Raw genomic sequence first — 17,479 nt, 5'->3', positions numbered from 1 at the left:
CCGGTGATGACCGCGCCCGCCACGCTCACCCAGGCGCCCGACGCCTTCCTCTCCGGCGAGGACCCGCAGGCCAAGCAGACCGTCCGCGAACTGCTTATCGACCTCGGCTGGCGCAAGGAGTGGATCACCGATCTCGGCGGAATCCAGACCGCCCGCGCCACGGAGGCCGCGATTCTGTTCGTGCCCCACGTGATTCGGTCCAACGGATTCGTGCCTTTCGCGATCTCCATCGCCCGTTGACCCGCACAGATCCTCGTTGTCCTCGACCCGGGGGATTCAGATATCAGCCCAGGTCGTGATCGAAGGTGCCGACCGGCGCCGCAGCGCCGATCGTCACGGCCCTTGCCTCCCCAAGGCGCGTGACAGACCCGGGTTCTGCCGAGTCAGTACGTTCGAGCGCGCCCGGAAACACCGCTGGCCGCGTTGCCCACCAACCGTCGGTGTGAGCGCGTGCTCTGGCGGGGCTCACATCGGACCGGGTGCGACGGACTCAATCGCGGTTACGCGCCGCCGCAAGGGCGTCCTTGACCTCTTGCGCCACGCGGGCGGCGTCGTCCGGGTTGTGCACGACATCCGTGTGGTTCATGTCGATGACGAGGACTTCGCTGGCCGAGTAGTGCTTGTGGACCCAGTCGTCGTAGCCCGACCACAGGGTGCGGTAGTACTCGACCAGGCTCTCGTCCTGCTCGAAGCCGCGGCCCCGCAGCCCGATGCGGTGCAGCACCGTCTCGAAGTCCGCCTTGAGGTAGACCATGAGGTCGGGTGCCTTGCGGTAGGGCAGGCCGTCGATCTCGCGCATCATCTCGTCGAGCAGTCCCTCGTACACCCGCATTTCCAGGGAGCTGATCCGGCCCATATCGTGGTTGACCTTGGCGAAGTACCAGTCCTCGTAGATGGACCGGTCGAGGAGGTTGTCGCCCCGCTTGTACGCCTCCTTGATCGAGGCGAATCGCGTCTGCAAGAAGTAGAGCTGGAGGAGGAAGGGGTAGCGCTTGGCCTGGATCTCCTCCGGGCTCGCGGTGTAGAAGAGCGGAAGGATCGGGTTGTCGTCCACGCTTTCGTAGAAGACCTCGCTGCCCAGCTCCTTGGCCAGCAGCTCGGCGACACTCGTCTTGCCGATTCCGATCATGCCTCCGACGCAGATCACCGGCATACCTCACTTCTCCCTGGGGGCTTCTTCCTCGCGGGCGGGTGGCCCGGGCGCCCCACACCACTGAGCCGCATGCCGGCGGTCACTCGATTCCCCAGGATGCTGATGATCGGCATCATCCGGTCCCCGTCCCGGCCGGGACCGACGGCAGTCGCTGTCTCCGACCGGCCGGACTGACCGTTCCGCAGGTGTCGCGTACAGCGACGAGTCACCGCCAAGCGGTCGCCTTGAAGCATAGATGACGGCGCGCTTCCGGTCGGCCGGCCGCCCTTCGGGCGCCCGCCGCACCTGCCCGCGGGCTGTCTCAGGACGGTCTCGGCATTTCATGTCCCAACTGTGCGGGAGCGACAGCCGGGACACCCACGACCGGGGGCAGCGGTTCACAGGCTGCGTGCCAGGCAGGGGGGAGCGCGGCAACGCCCGTCCGTGCGGCGATCACCCCGCCCGCAATGGCACAGGTGGTGTCGATGTCGCCGCGCCCGGCGACGGTGCACCACAAGCCTTCGTGCAGATCGTCGAGGTGTCGGGACGCGCACCACAGGGCGTACGGGACGGTGTCGGGCCCTGACATCCGGTAGCCGGAGCCCAGGACCTTCGCGGCGTGCCGGACCGAGGTGTGCTCCGGCATCCGGGCCGCGGTCCGCACTCCAGAACGGACATCGCTGTCGGGGAGTCGTTCGGCGACTGCCCGAAGGAAGTCCGGCCCGGCCGGGGTGTGCCCGCCCCGGCTGCGGGCGGCCAGCGCCGCGGCAAGGGCGACCGCCACCGCCGCGGCGACCGCTTCCGGGTGATGGTGTGTGACCGCGCCTTGGCGGGCGGCCTGCTCGGCGACCGCATCGAGGTCGGCGGAGTGCCAGGCGCCGAGGGGTGCGGCGCGCATGGCTGCGCCGTTGCCCCAGGAGCCTTGGCCTTCGAACTGTCCGGCGACCACCTCCGGCCAGGGCTCACCCGCTCCGATCCGGCGGAGCACGTCGTGCATGGAGGCTCCGTACCCGCGGTGCGTGTCGTCGGCGTAGGCCGCCGCGAAGCGTAGGGCGAGGCGGTCTTGGTCGACGGCGCCGCCGCCCTCGATCAGTTCCCGGACGAGAACGAGTGCTTGGGCGGTGTCGTCGCTCCACCGCCACAGCGGTTCCCGGGGCAGCGTTCGCGCCTCCAGGCCTGCCGGACCGTCCCGGCGCAGGATGCCGAACCAACGGTCACCGAAGGCGTCGCCGAACGCGAGCCCGTACAACGAATCCAGCACAGCGGTAGGCACGGTGATCATCGGGTCAGTTTCGCAGCGCGAGGACGCTCCCGCGCTGCGATTTCGGAGCGGAGGTCTCTGATCCGGACATGGACGGCACTGACGAAACTCGCCTGCGTGGATCGGAAGTGAGGGCTGAGAGATCCTTCCGGTCGCGCCTTAAGCTTCGCGGATGAGCCCCGAAGAGCGGATGAGCCCGGTAGAGCTGTACTGGGAACCGATAGCGGCGCTTCCGGAAGGTGAGCCCGAGACGTCCTTCGGCGGGCGTTGGGAGGATCGGCTCTGGTTGAACGTTCCTGGCCCCTTCTACACCGGCGTCGCCGACAATTGTTGGACGGGCCGGCTGTACGCGCCCCGTCATGTGCTCTACGGCGGCGAGTACTTCGGTGAGTACGTGTTTCGCCAGCCGGCGACCACGGTCGAGGTCCAAAACCTGGTGACGGCAGCGCAGGATGATCCGTACCGCGGTTATGCCTGCGATGGCGACAGCCGATGGACACCCGACGGTGTTCGAGACTGGTGGCGCGACCGTGGAGAGGTCACGGAGTACCTGGAGTCGCTCCTGCCCGGATGGTCATCCAGCGACAGGCCTGAGGAGCGGGAAGCTGCCGGAGGACTGCGGGACTTTGCGGCCTACATCACCGAAGGGCTGGACGCGGACCTCCGGAAGTACCTTTTCCGGCTTGAAGAAGGCTGCTACCCGAAGAGCGCAGGACCACTGCCTGAACTCCGGTAACCGATGACGACCACCAGCCGCTCTCGGGCCTCCCATGGCTCCGGCCGCCCGTCAGACGACCTGGGGTGCGGCTCGGTGGCTACCCCGGTCGCTGGCCGGTGGCCCGCGGCGCCGCATCCGCTCGGCGGGTGCGGCGCCGGAAGGTCCGGCCGTTCGAGGTCAGGGATTCTGGGGGGCCGAAGCAGTGATCACCGAGAACGGTCCGCCCTGTGGGTCGGCGAGGACGGCCATCCGCCCGGCCGCCATGTCGAAGGCCGGGGCGACGACGCTGCCACCGGCGCGGACGGCCGCGGCCTGGACTTCGTCGACGTCGTCCGCGTGGAAGTACGGCTGCCAGTGCGGGGGGACGCCGGGCGGGAGCTGGGACAGGTCCATGATCCCGCCGACCGCACGGCCGTCGACCTTGAACTCGATGTACCCCTCGGCGCCGGGCATCTCGGAGCGGGCCGTGGTGACCGGCAGCACGGAGGAGTAGAACGCGGCGGCGGCCGGGAGGTCGGCGGTGGTCAGCTCGTTCCAGATCAGCGCGCCGTGCTCGTTGACGATGCCCGCGCCGTCGAAGGTGCCGGCCTGCCAGAGGCCGACGACGGCGCCCGTCGGGTCGGCGATGACGGCCATGCGGCCGAGGTCCATGACGTCCATCGGGCCCATCATGACCGTGCCGCCGGCGTCGGTGACGGACTTGAGGGTGCCGTCGATGTTGTCGGTGGCCAGGTAGGTGGTCCACACCGTCGGCGGCAGCGGGTCGGGGATGCTGCCGTCCGGGTTCATCGCCTTCATGATCCCGGCGACCGGTTTGCCCTTGAGCGTGCAGACGGCGTACCCGCCCTGCTCTGCGGGCCCGACCTCTCCCTGCCAGCCGAAGAGGTCACTGTAGAAGTCGATGGCGGCCTGCTGGTCGGGGACCATCAGGTCGATCCAGCAGGGGGTACCGGGCTTGTAGGGGCCGGTCATGTCGGGCACAGATGCCTCCGGGATGTTGCTCGGGGGGAAGGAGCGGCCGGTTCCTCCCCGGTTCCGGGCGCCGGAAACGGCCCGCACAGGTGAACGCGCACCCCGCACCGCCGGCCGACCAGGCGCGAACCTCCTGCCAGGGGCCCGTCGCCAACCACAGGAAGCCCGGCCGGTCGGGACAGGCCGGCCCGCTCGGGGCCGCCGGCACCGATTCGGCCGTGGTGCCGGTGGCCGCGATCATCCGACCCGAGCAGGCCGGCCGGCGGGTACCCGACCGGGCGTCACCCTCGCGCGGGCCCGCTCCGGCCGGGGTGTGGCGGGAAGGCATGGCAGGCCCGCAGTGGTGTGGTCAGCCCGTGGCGGTGCCGAACCACACGGGGAGGTGGGCGAGGAGGTCCTGCTGATCGTCGCCCACCCAGGCGACGTGGCCGTCCGGTCGCAGCAGTACCGCGGGCGCGTCGAGTTCTTCGCTGACGTCGACGACGTGGTCGACGCGGTCCGCCCAGCCTGCCACCGAGAGGCGGCCGGTCTGGTCGAGGAGCAGGCCGCGGCCCTCGTGGGTCAGGTCGTACAGGCGGCCCCGCTTCAGCCGGACGTCGCGCAGCCGGCGGCCGAGGAGGTCGTGGCCCGTGCCGAAGTCGTAGCGGATCGCGATCGCGGTGATCTTCTCGATGAGGTACCGGTTCACCTCCTCGAACTCCACCAGTTCCGCCATCAGCCGGCGCACCGCCTGCGCACCCGGCTCGGACGACATCAGCTGGATCTGCGCCCGGGTGTTGTCCAGTACGTCGGCCGCCACCGGGTGCCGTTCGGTGTGGTAGCTGTCGAGCAGCCCGGCCGGTGCCCGGCCGGAAACCTCCGCGGCCAACTTCCAGCCCAGGTTGAACGCGTCTTGGATACCGAGGTTGAGGCCTTGGCCGCCGGTCGGCGGGTGGATGTGCGCCGCGTCGCCGGCCAGCAGCACCCGGCCGACCCGGTACTGCTCGGCCTGCCGGGTGGCGTCGCCGAAGCGGGACAGCCAGCGCGGCGAGTGCGCGCCGAAGTCGGTGCCGCCGTACGCCCGCAGCTGCTGCTTGAACTCCTCCAGGGTCGGCGCGGCGGCACGGTCCTCCGCCACCCCCTCGGCGGGCACGACGACCCGGTACTCCCCGTCCTCCATGGGCATGGCACCGAACCGCAGCTGGGTCTTGCGCACTTCGGCCGTCACGGCGGCCAGCGTCTGCGGCTCCACGTCCAGCTTCATCACGCCCAGCAGCGTCTCGACCCGGGACGGCTCGCCGGGGAAGGCGACACCGAGCAGCTTGCGCACCGTACTGCGGCCACCGTCGCAGCCGACGACGTAGCGCGAGCGCAGCCACGTACCGTCGGCCAGTTCGACGCTCACCCCGCGGTCGTCCTGGTCCAGCCCTGTCACCTCGCAGCCGCGCCGGATCTCGGCGCCGACCTCGACGGCGTGCTCGGTCAGCAGCCGCTCGGTGGTGGTCTGCGGGATGTGCAGGACGTAGGAATGCGCCGTGTCCATCCCCTCCGGCCAGGACTTGGCGAGCCCGGCGAAGAAACCGCCGACCATGTACTGCTTGCCGAGCGCGAGGAACCGGTCCAGTAGACCGCGCTGTGCCATGACCTCGATGCTGCGCGCGTGCAGCCCCTGGGCGCGGGACTGCTGGGTCGGCTCCGTCTCCTTCTCCAGTACGAGCACCCGCACTCCGTGCAGGCGCAGCTCGCAGGCCAGCATCAGACCGGTCGGGCCCCCGCCGGCCACGATCACGTCTGCGTCCAGGTCTGAGTGCACGGCCATGTCTGTGTTCGTCATGAAAACCCCCATTGAGCGTGTTGCCAACGCCCGGCTGCTGTGTGCCGTCGACCGCCCGTACGCCGCCGAATGCGCACGTACTTCGTCAATCCCCGATTTCCGGCGGCTTCCGGATCGTTCGGAGATTCTGCGGCATGACCGGGGCCTTGCCGCAAGGCCCCCTGTGCGCTATATCTTGATAGTGGCAAGGAGTGGACAACGACCTCCTTGCCTTTCTCATGTGTGCTGCCGTGTGTGGCGGTGGACCCCGCCGTGGGGGGCGCGCAGTCAGGTGGGCCCGGAGGCGGTCGATGGCTACGGCCACATGTGCCGGGAGTTGCGCCTCCGACCACTGGGACCGCCCTGGCCGGCGGCCGGCCCCTGAACAACCGCGTTGAGGGCCGGGACCGCTGGGGGCCGGTCGGATGTGCTTCCCCGGATCGGCAGCGCAGGTCGTCCGGGTCTGGCGCAGATCCCTGTGGCAGCACGAGGATGGGCAGGCTTCCGCATGTCATGGACGGACGTTCGTGCGTCCTCGCGGTGCACAAGGAGAAGGGCGACGACACGATGAACATATCCGTCTCCAAGGGTTTGGGTCGGGCGAGCCTCGCGCTCGGTGCGGCCCTGGCGTCGACCGTGCTCTGCACCACCGTGAGCGCGGCGGCGCCCGGCGGCGTGAGCGGGGCAGCGGGTACGAATTCCGTCGCGCGTACGGTGGACGAAGTCGCGCGTACGGTGGACGAAAGCGCCTGCCCCGTCGTGTACTTCGACCTGGGCGAGACCCTCGTGCACACCGCCGCCGACGGCAGCATCGCCTATCAGCCCGGAGCGGCTTCTTATCTGCGCGCCCTGCGCGAGCGCCACATCAGAGTCGGCCTGATCACCAACGTTCCGCCCTCCTGGGGGACGACCGATGCCGAACGTGCCGCCAGGCTGAAGAAGGAAGTCGACTCTGCCTGGAAGGACACCGCGCCCTTCGCCTGGAAGGACTTCGCCGGCCGCATCCTCACCCCCCGCACCGAGGCGGAGCGCAAACCGGCTCCCGTTCTCTGGCAGCGCGCGAGGGCCGAGTCAGGGCACTGCCGGCTCGTCTTCCAGGCGGAGACGGCCGAAGAGGTCGAGGTCGCCGCCTCACTGGGCTTTGTGCCGTACCAGGTCGGACAGCCCCACCGGCCCACGTTCCTCCCGGTCGGCCTGGTCCAACTCCTCGCCCACCGCTCCTACTGACGGCAGCGGCACGACGGCAGGTCGCCGGCAGGGCCTGCTTAGGTCCCCGGGGGCGCCCTGACCCTCGGCCTGACGTCGCGTCTGCCGGCCGGCGGGGTTTACTGGGCTGCTGTCGCGGCGGGGATGTCGACGCGGGCGGCCCTGCGGGCGGGCCAGAGCGAGGCGAGCAGCGAGCCTGCCAGGGCGATCAGGACGGTGAGGGCGAGGCGGCCCCAGGGCAGGACCAACTCGTAGCCGGCGACGCTCGCTTGGAGGGTGCGTCCCAGCGCCCAGCCGAGGAAGACGCCCATGACCGTGCCGAGGGTCGCGCCGAGCGTGCCGAGGAGCAGAGCTTCCAGGCGGATCATCCGGGTCACTCCGGCGCGGTCCAGACCGAGGGCGCGCAGCGTGCCGATCTCCTTGCGGCGTTCGAGGACGGACATGGCGAGGGTGTTGGCGATGCCCAGTGCGGCGATCACCAGGGCCATGCTCAACAGGGCGTAGAAGACGTTGAGCTGGTCGCCGATGCCACGGCTGTCCTGGGCGCGCATGTCTGCCTGGTCGAGGACGCTCAGGGTGGGATTGTCGCCAAGGGCGTGGGCGACGCTTGCGCGCGCGGCCCGGCTGGGTCCGCCGTCCGTGGCGACGAGGATGCCGGCGGTGCTCGGGGTGGAGTCGTAGCGGGCGACGAGGGCGTCGGGTGCGGTGATGCTGGGCGTCAGTTCGCTCTGCTCGTCCGCCCGGTAGATGGCGCCGATGGTGAGACTGCCGCGTCGGTCGTTCTGCCTCTCCAGGGGCAGGGTTTGTCCGACGTGCCAGCCCGCTTGCGCGGCCTTGAAGTCGGCCACGGCGATCTGGCCCTTGGCAAGGCTGTCGAGGGAGCCTTCGACCACGTCGTACCGCAGCAGTTTGCCGATGGTGGCGGGGTCGACGCCGGTCAGGACGGACTCGCTGCCGCCCAGGCGGTATCCGGTGGACTGGTTGAGCGGGCTGTACGTGGCGCCGGCCAGCTTCTTCAGGGGCGCGGCGGTGGTGGGGGTCATCCGCCGGCCGCCCACGGACTTCACCACGTAGTCGGCGCTGAGGGCGTGGGTGGTCGCACGGTCGAGGTACCGGGTGGCCGAGGCCCCCAGGACGGACAGACCCGAGGCGAGGGTGAGGGCGATGGCGAGCGCCGCAGCGGTGGCGCCGGTGCGGCGCGGGTCGCGCACGGTGTTACGGAGGGCGAGGTCGCCGTGCACCGGGGCCAGGCGGGTCAGCAGCGGCCGGAACAGGGTGACGACCGGCCGGGACAGCAGCGGGATGAGGCCGATCGTCCCGGTCAGCGCGACGGCCGCGCCGAGGCCGATGACCGTCCGGGCGTCCTTCCCGGTGTTGAGGGCTCCGTACACGACGGCGGCGGTGCCGGTGAACACCAGTGCGGCGCCGAGGCCGGTACGCAGGGAGCCGGGGCGTGCGGGAGCCGTGTGCTCGGCGGCGCCGAGCGCGGCGACGGGCGGGATGGCCATGGCCCGGCGGATCGGGAGCCATGCGGCGACCGTGGGCAGGAGGGTGCCGACCAGCAGGGAGATGACCACGGTGGTCGGGCTGAGGACGAGCGGCGCGACTGGGGTGTCGCCGAGGAGCGTCCGCAGCAGGGCGGCGACCCCGGTGCCGACGGCGAGGCCGGCCACGGAGGCGATCGCGCCGACGAGGAGGGACTCGGTGAGCAGGATGCGGCGCACCTGTTCACGGGTGGCTCCGACGGCCCGCATCAGGGCCAGTTCCCTGGTGCGCCGGGCGACCAGCATGGTGAAGGTGTTGGAGATGAGGAAGGTGGCGACGAACAGGGCGAGCGCGGCGAAACCGACCAGGATCTGGCTCATGGTGGTGGTGGCGCTGGTGGCGAGGTTTGCCTGGATCTGGGCGAGCCGGGCCCCGGTGACCGCGCTGGTGCCCTGGGGCAGTACCGATTCGACGCGGCTGAGGAGCTGCGTCACGTCAGTGCCAGGTGTGGCCGTGAGTTCGATGTTCTGGTAGCGGCCGGGTTCGAGGAAGAGCTTCTGGGCGGTGGTGTCGGCGAACAGCGTCAGGCTGCCCCCGGAGGGGAGCTTGGTCCCGTCGGTGCGGAAGATGCCGCTGAGGGTGTAGGAGGCGGCGCCCTTGTCCGTGCCGACGCGCACGGTGTCACCGACGCGGTAGCCGCCCTTGGTGGCGGTGGCCGCGTCGAGGGCGATCGTGTCGTCGCCGGTCGGGCCGGAACCCCCGGTGAAGTGGTACGCGGGGTCCTTGCCGTCCGCCGCGGGGGCGAAGTTGCCGCCCCGGGCGTCCTTGCCGTTGCCGAGGGGCCTGCCCTCGCCGTCGGCGACGGCGGCGAGACCGTCGACCCGGCCCGCGGCGGCGGCGACGCCGGGGAGCTTGGCCAGGGCGGTGGCGGTGCGGGCGTCGAGGTCGCCCGGTCGGCCGCCGTTCGCGGGGTCGGCATCGGCGGCGACGTTGACGGCGATGCGGTCGTAGCCGTCGGTCGCCTTGGCGGTGGTGGCCCGGCTCAGGCTGTCGCCGTAGACGAGGCTGCCGCTGATGAAGGTGACGCCGAGCATGACCGCGAACGCGGTCATCAGCAGGCGGGTCTTGTGCGCGAACACGTTGCGCAGGGCGGTACGGAACATGGGGTGCGGATCCTGGGAGGCGGGCTCGACGGAGCGAGCGGCTGGCTGGTGCGGTGCCGGTGTACGAGCTGGTCGTCAGCTGGTGCGTGAGCGGGTGTCGAATTCCTTCATCCGGTCCAGGACCCGGTCCGGGGTGGGCTGTGCCATCTCGTCGACGAGGCAGCCGTCGGCGAGGAAGACCACGCGGTCCGCGTAGCCGGCGGCGACCGGGTCGTGGGTGACCATGACCACGGTCTGGCCCAGTTCGCGCACCGAGTCGCGGAGGAAGCCGAGGACCTCGGCTCCGGCGCGGGAGTCGAGGTTGCCGGTGGGCTCGTCGCCGAAGATGATCGCGGGCCGGGAGACGAGGGCACGGGCGACCGCTACGCGCTGCTGCTGTCCGCCGGACAGTTGCGCGGGCCGGTGGTCGAGGCGCTGGGAGAGGCCGACCAAGGAGACCACGCGGTTCAGCCACTGTCGGTCGGGGCGACGACCGGCGATGGTCAGCGGCAGCGTGATGTTCTCCAGGGCGGTCAGCGTCGGCAGCAGGTTGAACGCCTGGAAGATGAAGCCGATCCGGTCGCGGCGCAGCGCGGTGAGCTGCCGGTCGCCCAAGGTGCTCAGTTCGGTGGTGCCGACGCGCACCGAGCCGGAGCTGGGCGAGTCGAGCCCGGCGGCGCAGTGCATCAGGGTGGATTTGCCGCAGCCCGACGGACCCATGATCGCGGTGAACTCGCCCTCCCGGAAGGCGATGCTGACCCGGTCCAGGGCGACGACGCGGGTCTCGCCGCTGCCATAGACCTTCGACAGCTCGGTGGTGGCGGCCGCGGTGCCGGTCGTCGTACGCGGCTCGTGCGGGGCGAGGGAGTGGACGGTCACAGGGGACTCCTCTTCGGGTGCGGAAGGTGCACTTCGAAGGGTGTCCGGGGAACGTATCGGGGAGTGCGTCGCCGTGTATCGGCGTCCGCTTCGTCGTGCATCGGTTCTGTAGCAGCGAGGTGACCCCGTACGACAGCTTGGACCGCTCGTTCAGCGGCGGCGAGGAAGGTACCCGGGAACGTGTCGGGGTCTGGGCACCGCGTTTCGGCAGCCACTGCCCTTCGTATCGGTTCCGTGGCAGGGACCGGGCGGTCAGGCCGGCAGGCGCAGGGTGGCGACGGCGCCGCCGTCCGGGGCGTTGTCCAGGCGCAGTTCGGCGCCGAGGAGCCGGGCTTGGCCCAGGGCGATGGTCAGGCCCAGGCCGTGGCCCGCGCCGCGCTCCGTCGCGCCTGTGTGGAAGCGGCGCGGGCCTTCGCGCAGCAGGTCCGGGGGGAAGCCGGGGCCGTGATCGCGGACGACGACGGTACGGCCCGCGACGGTGACCCGTACCGGGGTGGCCCCGTGCCGGTGGGCGTTGACGACGAGGTTGCCGACGATCCGCTCGATGCGGCGCGGGTCGGTTTCCACGGTCTGCCCGGCCTTCTCGCTCGGTGCATCGGCGTCCGCGTCCGCGTCGGCGCCGGCGCCGGCGCCGGCGACGGTGACTTCGGTGTCGAGGCCGGTGCGGGTCACGGCCTCCGCTACGACCGCGCCGAACGGGACACGGGCGCGGACCGGCTGTTCGGCTCCGGCGTCGAGCCGGGAGATCTCCAGGAGGTCCTCGACCAGGCCGCGCAGGTCGCGCACCCGGGCCCGGAGCAGTTCCTCCGTCTCACCGGGCGGCAGCAGGTCGACGGCGGCCAACAGACCGCCGACGGGGGTGCGCAGCTCGTGGGCCACGTCCGCGGTGAACTGCCGCTCGGTGCGCAGACGTCGGCTGAGGCTGTCCGCCATGAGGTCGACGGTGGCGGCGATGTCCGCCACCTCGTCACGGCCCTTGGTGGGCCCGGTGCGGGCATCCAGGTCCCCGGCGGAGATCCGGACCGCGGTCTCGGAGACCCGCCGTAGCCGACGCCCCAGCAGCCCGGCTCCGTAGACCGCCAGGGGTACGGCCGCCGCGAGGGCGATCAGTGAGGCCGCCACCATGACCGCGTCGAGTCGGCGCAGCGTGTAGAACTCCGAGCTCATGTTGACCCGGACGGCCAGCACCCGGTTCCCGGAACCGTCGACCCGCTGGGCGCCCCAGACGCTCGGGCCCACGTTCCCGTCGACGCGCCCGTCGTAGGCGGTGTGCCGATCGCTGTCGGCCGGATGCCGCAGTGCGGCGGGCAGGTCGGCCGGATCGAGCTCGGCACCGTCGGTGAGGGTTCCGGTGCGCCGGTAGGTGTCCATGGCCGCGTACACGCTGTTGGTGGCCTGTGCCTCGGCCCGCTCGTGGATGTCCTGCGCGGTCCAGATGTGCACGAGCACGCCCACTGCCGCCGCGACCAGGCAGGCGGTGGCCGCGGCCAGCCCTGCGATCTTCCGGCGCAGGGACGCGCGGGCCGGTCGCAGCCGGTGGATCGGATGCACCGGCCTCAGCGCCTGAGCTTGTAGCCGAAGCCGCGGACCGTCTCGATCCGGTCCCGGCCCACCTTCCGGCGCAGCCGCTGCACACACAGGTCCACGACCCGGCTGTCACCGTCCCAGCCGTATTCCCACACGTTCCGCAGCAGGGTGTGTCGGTCAAGGACGATTCCCGGGTGGGCGGCGAATTCGAGGAGCAACTTCAGCTCGGTCGGGGTCAGCGCGACCGGGCTTCCCGAGACGGACACCTCCAGCCCGCCGGTGTCGATGGCCAGGTCCCCGAAGACCAGCACCTCATTCTCAGCCGGTGGCAGCTCGTCGGCCCGGGCTCGTCCGGGTTCCGGTGCGGATGGTGCGTAGGTCGCCCGCCGCAGCAACGACCGGATGCGGGCCACGAGCACTCCGGTCTCCACCGGCTTTACCACATAGTCGTCCGCTCCGGCCTCCAGACCGGCGACGACGTCGAGCCCGTCGCCGCGAGCGGACATCATCAAGACGGGCACCAGGCTGGTCTCCCGGACTCTGCGGCACAGACCGATCCCGTCCAGACCGGGCAGCATCACGTCCAGAATCAGCAGGTCGAAGTTCTCGTCGCGGAAGAGCTCAAGGCCCGCGAGACCGTCGGCCGCGGCCGCCATCTCGTATCCGTAGCGCTCCAAGGCGACGGTGAAGGACCGGCGCATCAAGTCGTCGTCCTCCACCAGCAACACGCGGACAGGGCGCGATGAGGGCGGAGCCGGGGCGGGCGAGGACACGGGCGGATCACTCCTGCTCGGATTGTTCGACGGTTCAGGTGCGGCATCGGTCCCTTACGCACCAAGCGCGCGACCGGCGACCTGAAAGGAACGATAAGGCAGACACCGGACCCGGCAACCGTGTCACACGGCGGACCCGCATCGCTCCCTCAGCATCCCTTCCACCAGTAAATCCGCAGGTCGGACGGGGTGGAGCGGCTCGGACAGGTGTCGGGTCCGCGGCGTCGGCCCGCGGCCTCCCGTCACCGGGGACGGACTCGTCGACCGATTCGACGGGTAATGAAGCGTTCCCTGATACCCGACGGATACCCGACTGATACAAATCCCGAATCCGGTCCATTACGAGGGCTGCGCGACGCCGGGCCGCTACCGGCTGCCAGTCCTGGAGTGAGGCGGCCTCGCGTCATTCACCACCTCGACACGGCAAAACGACCGGGCTGAGAGTGAGGGACGTGCTACCAAGCAGGAAGTACGGGCGTTGTGGTCGGATCACGCTGTGTCCGCCTCGCCTCTTGATGGCAACTTCTGACCGGTCACGAGAGCACCGACGAGTTTTCTCCGCCCGGCGAGTCTTACCACCATTGTCGACAGCACAGGAGGAGCAAGTGACTCAGCTACTGCGGGTCCAGAACTTCAACGTCTCAAGTGACGGGATCGGTGCCGGTGAGGAGCAGACCCTCGAGAAGCCGTTCGGGCATGTCGATCCCGCGAGGCTGTTCGCCTGGGCCGGTGCCACGGCGAGCTGGCCCATGCGCACCGCCCCTGGAGGGAGCCGGGGCCTGGACGATTACCTCACGCGCGACTATGCCCACAACATCGGCGCCGAGATCATGGGCCGTAACAAGTTCGGCCCCCAGCGCGGGCCCTGGCAGGACCTCGCCTGGCAGGGCTGGTGGGGTGACGAGCCCCCGTTCCACACTCCGGTATTCGTACTGACCCACCACAAGCGTCCTTCGTTCACGCTGTCCGACACCACGTTCCACTTCGTCGACGGCGACCCCGCCACCGTCTTGGAGCAGGCCCGCGAGGCGGCGCAGGGCAAGGACGTCCGGCTCGGCGGCGGCGTGAGCACCATCAGGGAGTTTCTCGACGCCGACCTCGTCGACACCATGCATGTGGCTGTCTCACCGATGAAGCTCGGCTCCGGACTACGACTGTGGGAGTCACCCACTCAACGCCGCACTGCGGCCTGAGTAAGCCGACAGCCCCTTCTGGACAAAAGCATGCCAAGAAGGCTGGAGAGCGCTCCAGAACGCCTACGATCCCGAGCGCAACCCAAGAACACTGTGTTCCACCACGCCCGAGGGAAGATCGCTCCTCCCCGAAGACCGCGCAGTCAACTCCACGAGACCGGCCCGGAGGTCGGCGGCGGGCTCTCCAAGGACGATGGCGCTGATGATCAGCTCCATCATCAGGCAGTCATACTCGTCGCCCATGGCCCGATAACGCTCACCATCGGCCTCCACCAGAGCAGCGGCGATCTTCTTCCCGCCGCCAGCCACGGGGGCAAAGGTCACTTGATAGACACCGTGGCCGGTCCAACTCCGATGCATGAACAGGACAGCGCCTTCAGCGAAGACGTTCCACTTCTCATCCATGTCCCGGGCTCGATAACCCTGCCGGATCCGGTCCCAATCCTCGTCAGTCCAGACACGATCCGGCAACTGAGAGACCGGGCTGGGTACGTTGATCGGCTGGAGCCGCCGGAACGACTCTCGGGTGAGCGGGACATCGGCAGTCATGACGCCATCCTACGGATGCACCGCTTCAACAGGACGGCGGCCTACCTCCAAGAGCAGGCTCCCTGGGCAAAGCGCGAACCTCAGGCCAACTTCCGGACGCGTCCGATGCGTCCTGAACAGCGAATCAAGTCACCGGTCACCCTCTGGATGTGGATCACGACTACCGGTCGCCTTGGCGATCGAGATAGTCGATCAGTTCCGCCTCGCTGCGGCGCAGTCGAACACACTCGTCCGCAGGCAGGGATACCAGCGCGTCGACGAGGACACGCGTTCGGGGAATCTGGACCATCGCACCGGAGTAGATCCGGCACCCGGAACACCATGCCAAGCCGACGCACCGCTCGAACATCGAGGACTCAGGCTCATAGAGACGGAACTGGTAGGAGCGGACGGGTGTCCCGCAGGCAGCGCAGATTCGGCGATCGCCGTGCCTGACCGTGTCCCAGGCCGCGACCTTGACCCAGCGCTGCCGCCCAGTCGGTGCTCTTCAAGTCGTCATGCGCAGCATTCTCACTCATAGCCACCATCAGGTGGGTCCGTGCACTGCCCGAACGGGCCGTCTCCGCTGAAGAATCCGACACGTTCGCTGGACGAATGCGCTGACAAGTCACCTGGACAACCATCAAAGCCGCAGGTCAGCGCAGCGCCAGGCGGCAAGCCAAATCGGAACCTACACCAACACTCAGATGACATGTCGTAACAGCTTGCTACTGTCCTGGCGAAGATCGCCGCAGCCCGTGGAGGATGAGAAGATGCGCACGGCACACGCAATGACCGCAGCAGCTCTGCTGGCGTTACTGGCCACAGGCTGCTCCAGTGGTACTGACACCGCGGGGAACAAGCCGCCAGGGTGGTTCGATGACACCAAGGCCACCGCACCGCTCACGAAGTTGAGCGTGCCGCCCTCCTTTGATGCCACGCAGGGATGGGACGAGGTGCTCTCGTGGGTACCGCAGTCCGTGACGACGCTTCCAGTGACGGTGGTACCTCGGTCCCAGACCGTCGCGTTCATGCAAGCCTCCTCCGCCGGCTACACCATCTCCGCTCGCGCAAGCAGCGGCAAGCTGGCCTGGCGGTCTGCTCCCTGGTCCGTACCGACCCCGGTAGCCGAAGCCCAGGCTTCCTCCGACGGGCCTGCAGAGATCCCGGACGTGACAGGCGTGGAAGTCGACGGCCGCGGATACGTTGTGGCCTATGCCCACGGCCTGCGTGGCAAGGATCAGTTACACGAGGGCGCCGAGATCGTGCGCCTCGCGATCTTCCCGGCGGACGCGAAAGGGGAATCGGTCAAGCCCCTGCGGGAGATCGACGTGCCGGTGTCGGCCGACCCCGGCGAGATCCACGTCCAGGCAACGGGCGGCCGGCTGCTCGTTGCCTGGGGGGAAACCGGGTTCTTTCCCAACCGGGGCGCGACCGTGAACGTGACCACCGGAGAAGTGGCGGTCCAGCAGGACGCCGACCGGCTGCTGACCCAGTGCCGCACCGCCCCCATGTGCAACACCAGCCGCGTCGTCGCCGCCACGGCGGACGGTCCTCTCGTCGCCATGGGCGGAGGAGGCTTCGGCATCCCCGGGCGCTACTTCAGCGACACCGTGACCCCTGAGGGCATCGGCGCCAAGGCAGGCTTCCTGGGCTTCTGGAACGGCAGCGTCTACGGCGTCGCGGCCGGACACGCCCTCATCAGCTGGCAAGCGGCGTCGGCCGGCGACACCCCCGTGTGGTCAGTCCACGGCCTGCGCACCGGAGCGCCTCAGGCCCGACTGGTCTGCGGCCAGGAGGTCGCCAGAAGCGACAAACCCATCCGCGACTACCCGTTGGTCTCATCTCCGAGCGGCCAGTACCTGGCCGCCGGCTCCGTAGCCTTCGACCTCAAGAACAAGCGGGGCATCTGCCTGCAGGGGGACGGCAACCGCAAGACGATCGCGGTGGCTTCTATCCAAGACAACGGCACCGCGTACGGGGGAGTGCCCGACGCCTCGGCGGCCGGCACAAACGTGCTCGCCCAACTGGACCTGAGTACCCCCAGCGGCAACGCGAAACCCCTTGAGGCGGGGACGGAGGTCCCCTACGCCCACACCGCAGACGGGGCGGGCGTGTTCCTCACCCGCAACGACAACAAGAACGTCCTCGTGTCCGTACGCAAGCCGGCCCGCCCCTGAATCGGCACCGTGGGACCTCAGCTACCGAGCCACCACCCGATGTGCCCGTTCTCCACCAGATGAACGAGGGAGCCCAGGCCGCCCACGAGGAGTTGAACCATCGGCGCGACCCCGGCGAACAACTGGCCGCGCTGGGGCCCGATGGCCTTGACACTGGCCTGCAGCCTCATATGCCTTCGCCGCCTACGCACTTCATTCTGAAAGATCGGTAGGGGGCGATATGCCGGAGTCGGTGGCAGGGCCCGAAGTCGGGTTCCTGCCCTTCGGGGCTGAGCTCAGGTGAGGTCGAAGGTGACGTTTACGGAGCCGTTCCAGTCTGGTGCCTCCGTGAGCGAGAGGGTTCCATTCTCGGCCTCGACGACTCGCACCACGATCCCGCCGCGATCCTCGCCGGGAAACGTAATGGAGAAGTGGGGATCCATCTCCATGAGGAAGTCCCAGCCCTCGTGCTGGGTCGTGTCGAGGGCGTTGACATGCCGACCGGTTGCCCGCCATGTGCCGACCGCGTCGACAGTGACGGTGATGTCGATGTCGTACATCTCGAGGCAAGTCGACTGATTGGCCCACCATTCGAGGCGGGCCTGACCAGCGAATCGATCCATGAGGTAACTATGCACGGTGCCCAGGTCGAGCGGGTGAGCCTGTGAGGCTGCCGGCCGTCGTGGGTCAGGCCGCAAGACGGAGCTGCATG

The 17,479-nt window shown here is 69.5% G+C and carries 15 protein-coding genes and 1 pseudogene; 5 read left to right on the top strand and 11 right to left on the bottom strand.

What is annotated here, in order from left to right; translation table 11 throughout:
* Positions 1–240: pseudogene (locus ACFVXJ_RS26050) on the top strand (NADP oxidoreductase); the annotation flags it as partial.
* 250 nt (positions 241–490) lie between these two features.
* Here ACFVXJ_RS26050 and ACFVXJ_RS26045 read toward each other — a convergent pair.
* Together ACFVXJ_RS26045 and ACFVXJ_RS26040 are read right to left on the bottom strand one after the other, a co-directional pair.
* Entirely contained in the window at positions 491–1,153 is a 663-nt protein-coding gene (locus ACFVXJ_RS26045) for a deoxynucleoside kinase (protein ID WP_389665207.1), read from the bottom strand.
* Positions 1,154–1,454: 301 nt separating this feature from the next.
* Positions 1,455–2,414, bottom strand: a complete 960-nt coding sequence (locus ACFVXJ_RS26040; protein WP_389665205.1) for an ADP-ribosylglycohydrolase family protein — start codon at positions 2,412–2,414, stop codon at positions 1,455–1,457.
* A gap of 151 nt (positions 2,415–2,565) precedes the next feature.
* Between ACFVXJ_RS26040 and ACFVXJ_RS26035 the strand changes: the two genes are divergently transcribed.
* Positions 2,566–3,129 (top strand): hypothetical protein, encoded by a 564-nt coding sequence (locus ACFVXJ_RS26035; protein ID WP_389665203.1) that lies wholly within the window; start codon positions 2,566–2,568, stop codon positions 3,127–3,129.
* A 159-nt stretch (positions 3,130–3,288) separates the two neighbouring features.
* On the opposite strand, the gene ACFVXJ_RS26030 is transcribed toward ACFVXJ_RS26035, so the two are convergent.
* A complete protein-coding gene (locus tag ACFVXJ_RS26030; RefSeq protein WP_389665219.1) occupies positions 3,289–4,083 on the bottom strand; it encodes a VOC family protein in 795 nt (264 codons plus the stop codon).
* Positions 4,084–4,432: 349 nt separating this feature from the next.
* Positions 4,433–5,896 (bottom strand): rifampin monooxygenase, encoded by a 1,464-nt coding sequence (gene rox, locus ACFVXJ_RS26025; protein ID WP_389665201.1) that lies wholly within the window; start codon positions 5,894–5,896, stop codon positions 4,433–4,435.
* A gap of 492 nt (positions 5,897–6,388) precedes the next feature.
* On the opposite strand from rox, the gene ACFVXJ_RS26020 reads away from it, so the two are divergent.
* Positions 6,389–7,102 (top strand): hypothetical protein, encoded by a 714-nt coding sequence (locus ACFVXJ_RS26020; RefSeq protein WP_389665199.1) that lies wholly within the window; start codon positions 6,389–6,391, stop codon positions 7,100–7,102.
* Between the two features lie 98 nt (positions 7,103–7,200).
* Here ACFVXJ_RS26020 and ACFVXJ_RS26015 read toward each other — a convergent pair whose 3' ends face one another.
* The 4 genes from ACFVXJ_RS26015 to cseB form a co-directional block, all read right to left on the bottom strand.
* Positions 7,201–9,729, bottom strand: a complete 2,529-nt coding sequence (locus tag ACFVXJ_RS26015) for an ABC transporter permease (protein WP_389665197.1) — start codon at positions 9,727–9,729, stop codon at positions 7,201–7,203.
* 75 nt (positions 9,730–9,804) lie between these two features.
* Positions 9,805–10,587, bottom strand: coding sequence for an ABC transporter ATP-binding protein (locus ACFVXJ_RS26010; protein WP_389665195.1), 783 nt, complete (start codon positions 10,585–10,587; stop codon positions 9,805–9,807).
* A gap of 252 nt (positions 10,588–10,839) precedes the next feature.
* Positions 10,840–12,138 carry an ATP-binding protein gene (locus ACFVXJ_RS26005; protein WP_389665193.1) on the bottom strand — a complete coding sequence of 433 codons (1,299 nt, stop codon included), beginning with the start codon at positions 12,136–12,138 and terminating at the stop codon, positions 10,840–10,842.
* Positions 12,139–12,143: 5 nt separating this feature from the next.
* Positions 12,144–12,815 carry a two-component system response regulator CseB gene (cseB, locus tag ACFVXJ_RS26000; protein WP_389665218.1) on the bottom strand — a complete coding sequence of 224 codons (672 nt, stop codon included), beginning with the start codon at positions 12,813–12,815 and terminating at the stop codon, positions 12,144–12,146.
* A gap of 677 nt (positions 12,816–13,492) precedes the next feature.
* Here cseB and ACFVXJ_RS25995 point away from each other — a divergent pair.
* Positions 13,493–14,080, top strand: coding sequence for a dihydrofolate reductase family protein (locus ACFVXJ_RS25995; RefSeq protein WP_389665191.1), 588 nt, complete (start codon positions 13,493–13,495; stop codon positions 14,078–14,080).
* A 63-nt stretch (positions 14,081–14,143) separates the two neighbouring features.
* Here the strand turns inward: ACFVXJ_RS25995 and ACFVXJ_RS25990 are convergent, their stop codons facing one another.
* Positions 14,144–14,629, bottom strand: coding sequence for a hypothetical protein (locus tag ACFVXJ_RS25990; protein WP_389665189.1), 486 nt, complete (start codon positions 14,627–14,629; stop codon positions 14,144–14,146).
* 737 nt (positions 14,630–15,366) lie between these two features.
* On the opposite strand from ACFVXJ_RS25990, the gene ACFVXJ_RS25985 reads away from it, so the two are divergent.
* Positions 15,367–16,788: a hypothetical protein gene (locus ACFVXJ_RS25985; RefSeq protein ID WP_389665187.1), complete on the top strand. Its 1,422-nt coding sequence runs from the start codon at positions 15,367–15,369 to the stop codon at positions 16,786–16,788.
* Between the two features lie 17 nt (positions 16,789–16,805).
* On the opposite strand, the gene ACFVXJ_RS25980 is transcribed toward ACFVXJ_RS25985, so the two are convergent.
* Together ACFVXJ_RS25980 and ACFVXJ_RS25975 are read right to left on the bottom strand one after the other, a co-directional pair.
* Positions 16,806–16,958, bottom strand: a complete 153-nt coding sequence (locus ACFVXJ_RS25980; RefSeq protein ID WP_389665185.1) for a hypothetical protein — start codon at positions 16,956–16,958, stop codon at positions 16,806–16,808.
* Positions 16,959–17,063: 105 nt separating this feature from the next.
* On the bottom strand, positions 17,064–17,390 hold the full coding sequence (locus ACFVXJ_RS25975) for a hypothetical protein (protein ID WP_389665183.1): 327 nt from the start codon (positions 17,388–17,390) through the stop codon (positions 17,064–17,066).
* Positions 17,391–17,479 lie beyond the last annotated feature (89 nt).

Source organism: Streptomyces sp. NPDC058279 (genome assembly GCF_042881255.1).
Lineage (GTDB): Bacteria > Actinomycetota > Actinomycetes > Streptomycetales > Streptomycetaceae > Streptomyces.
The sequence above is the reverse complement of the archived record's forward strand: the minus strand, read 5'-3'. Positions and strand labels throughout refer to the sequence as shown.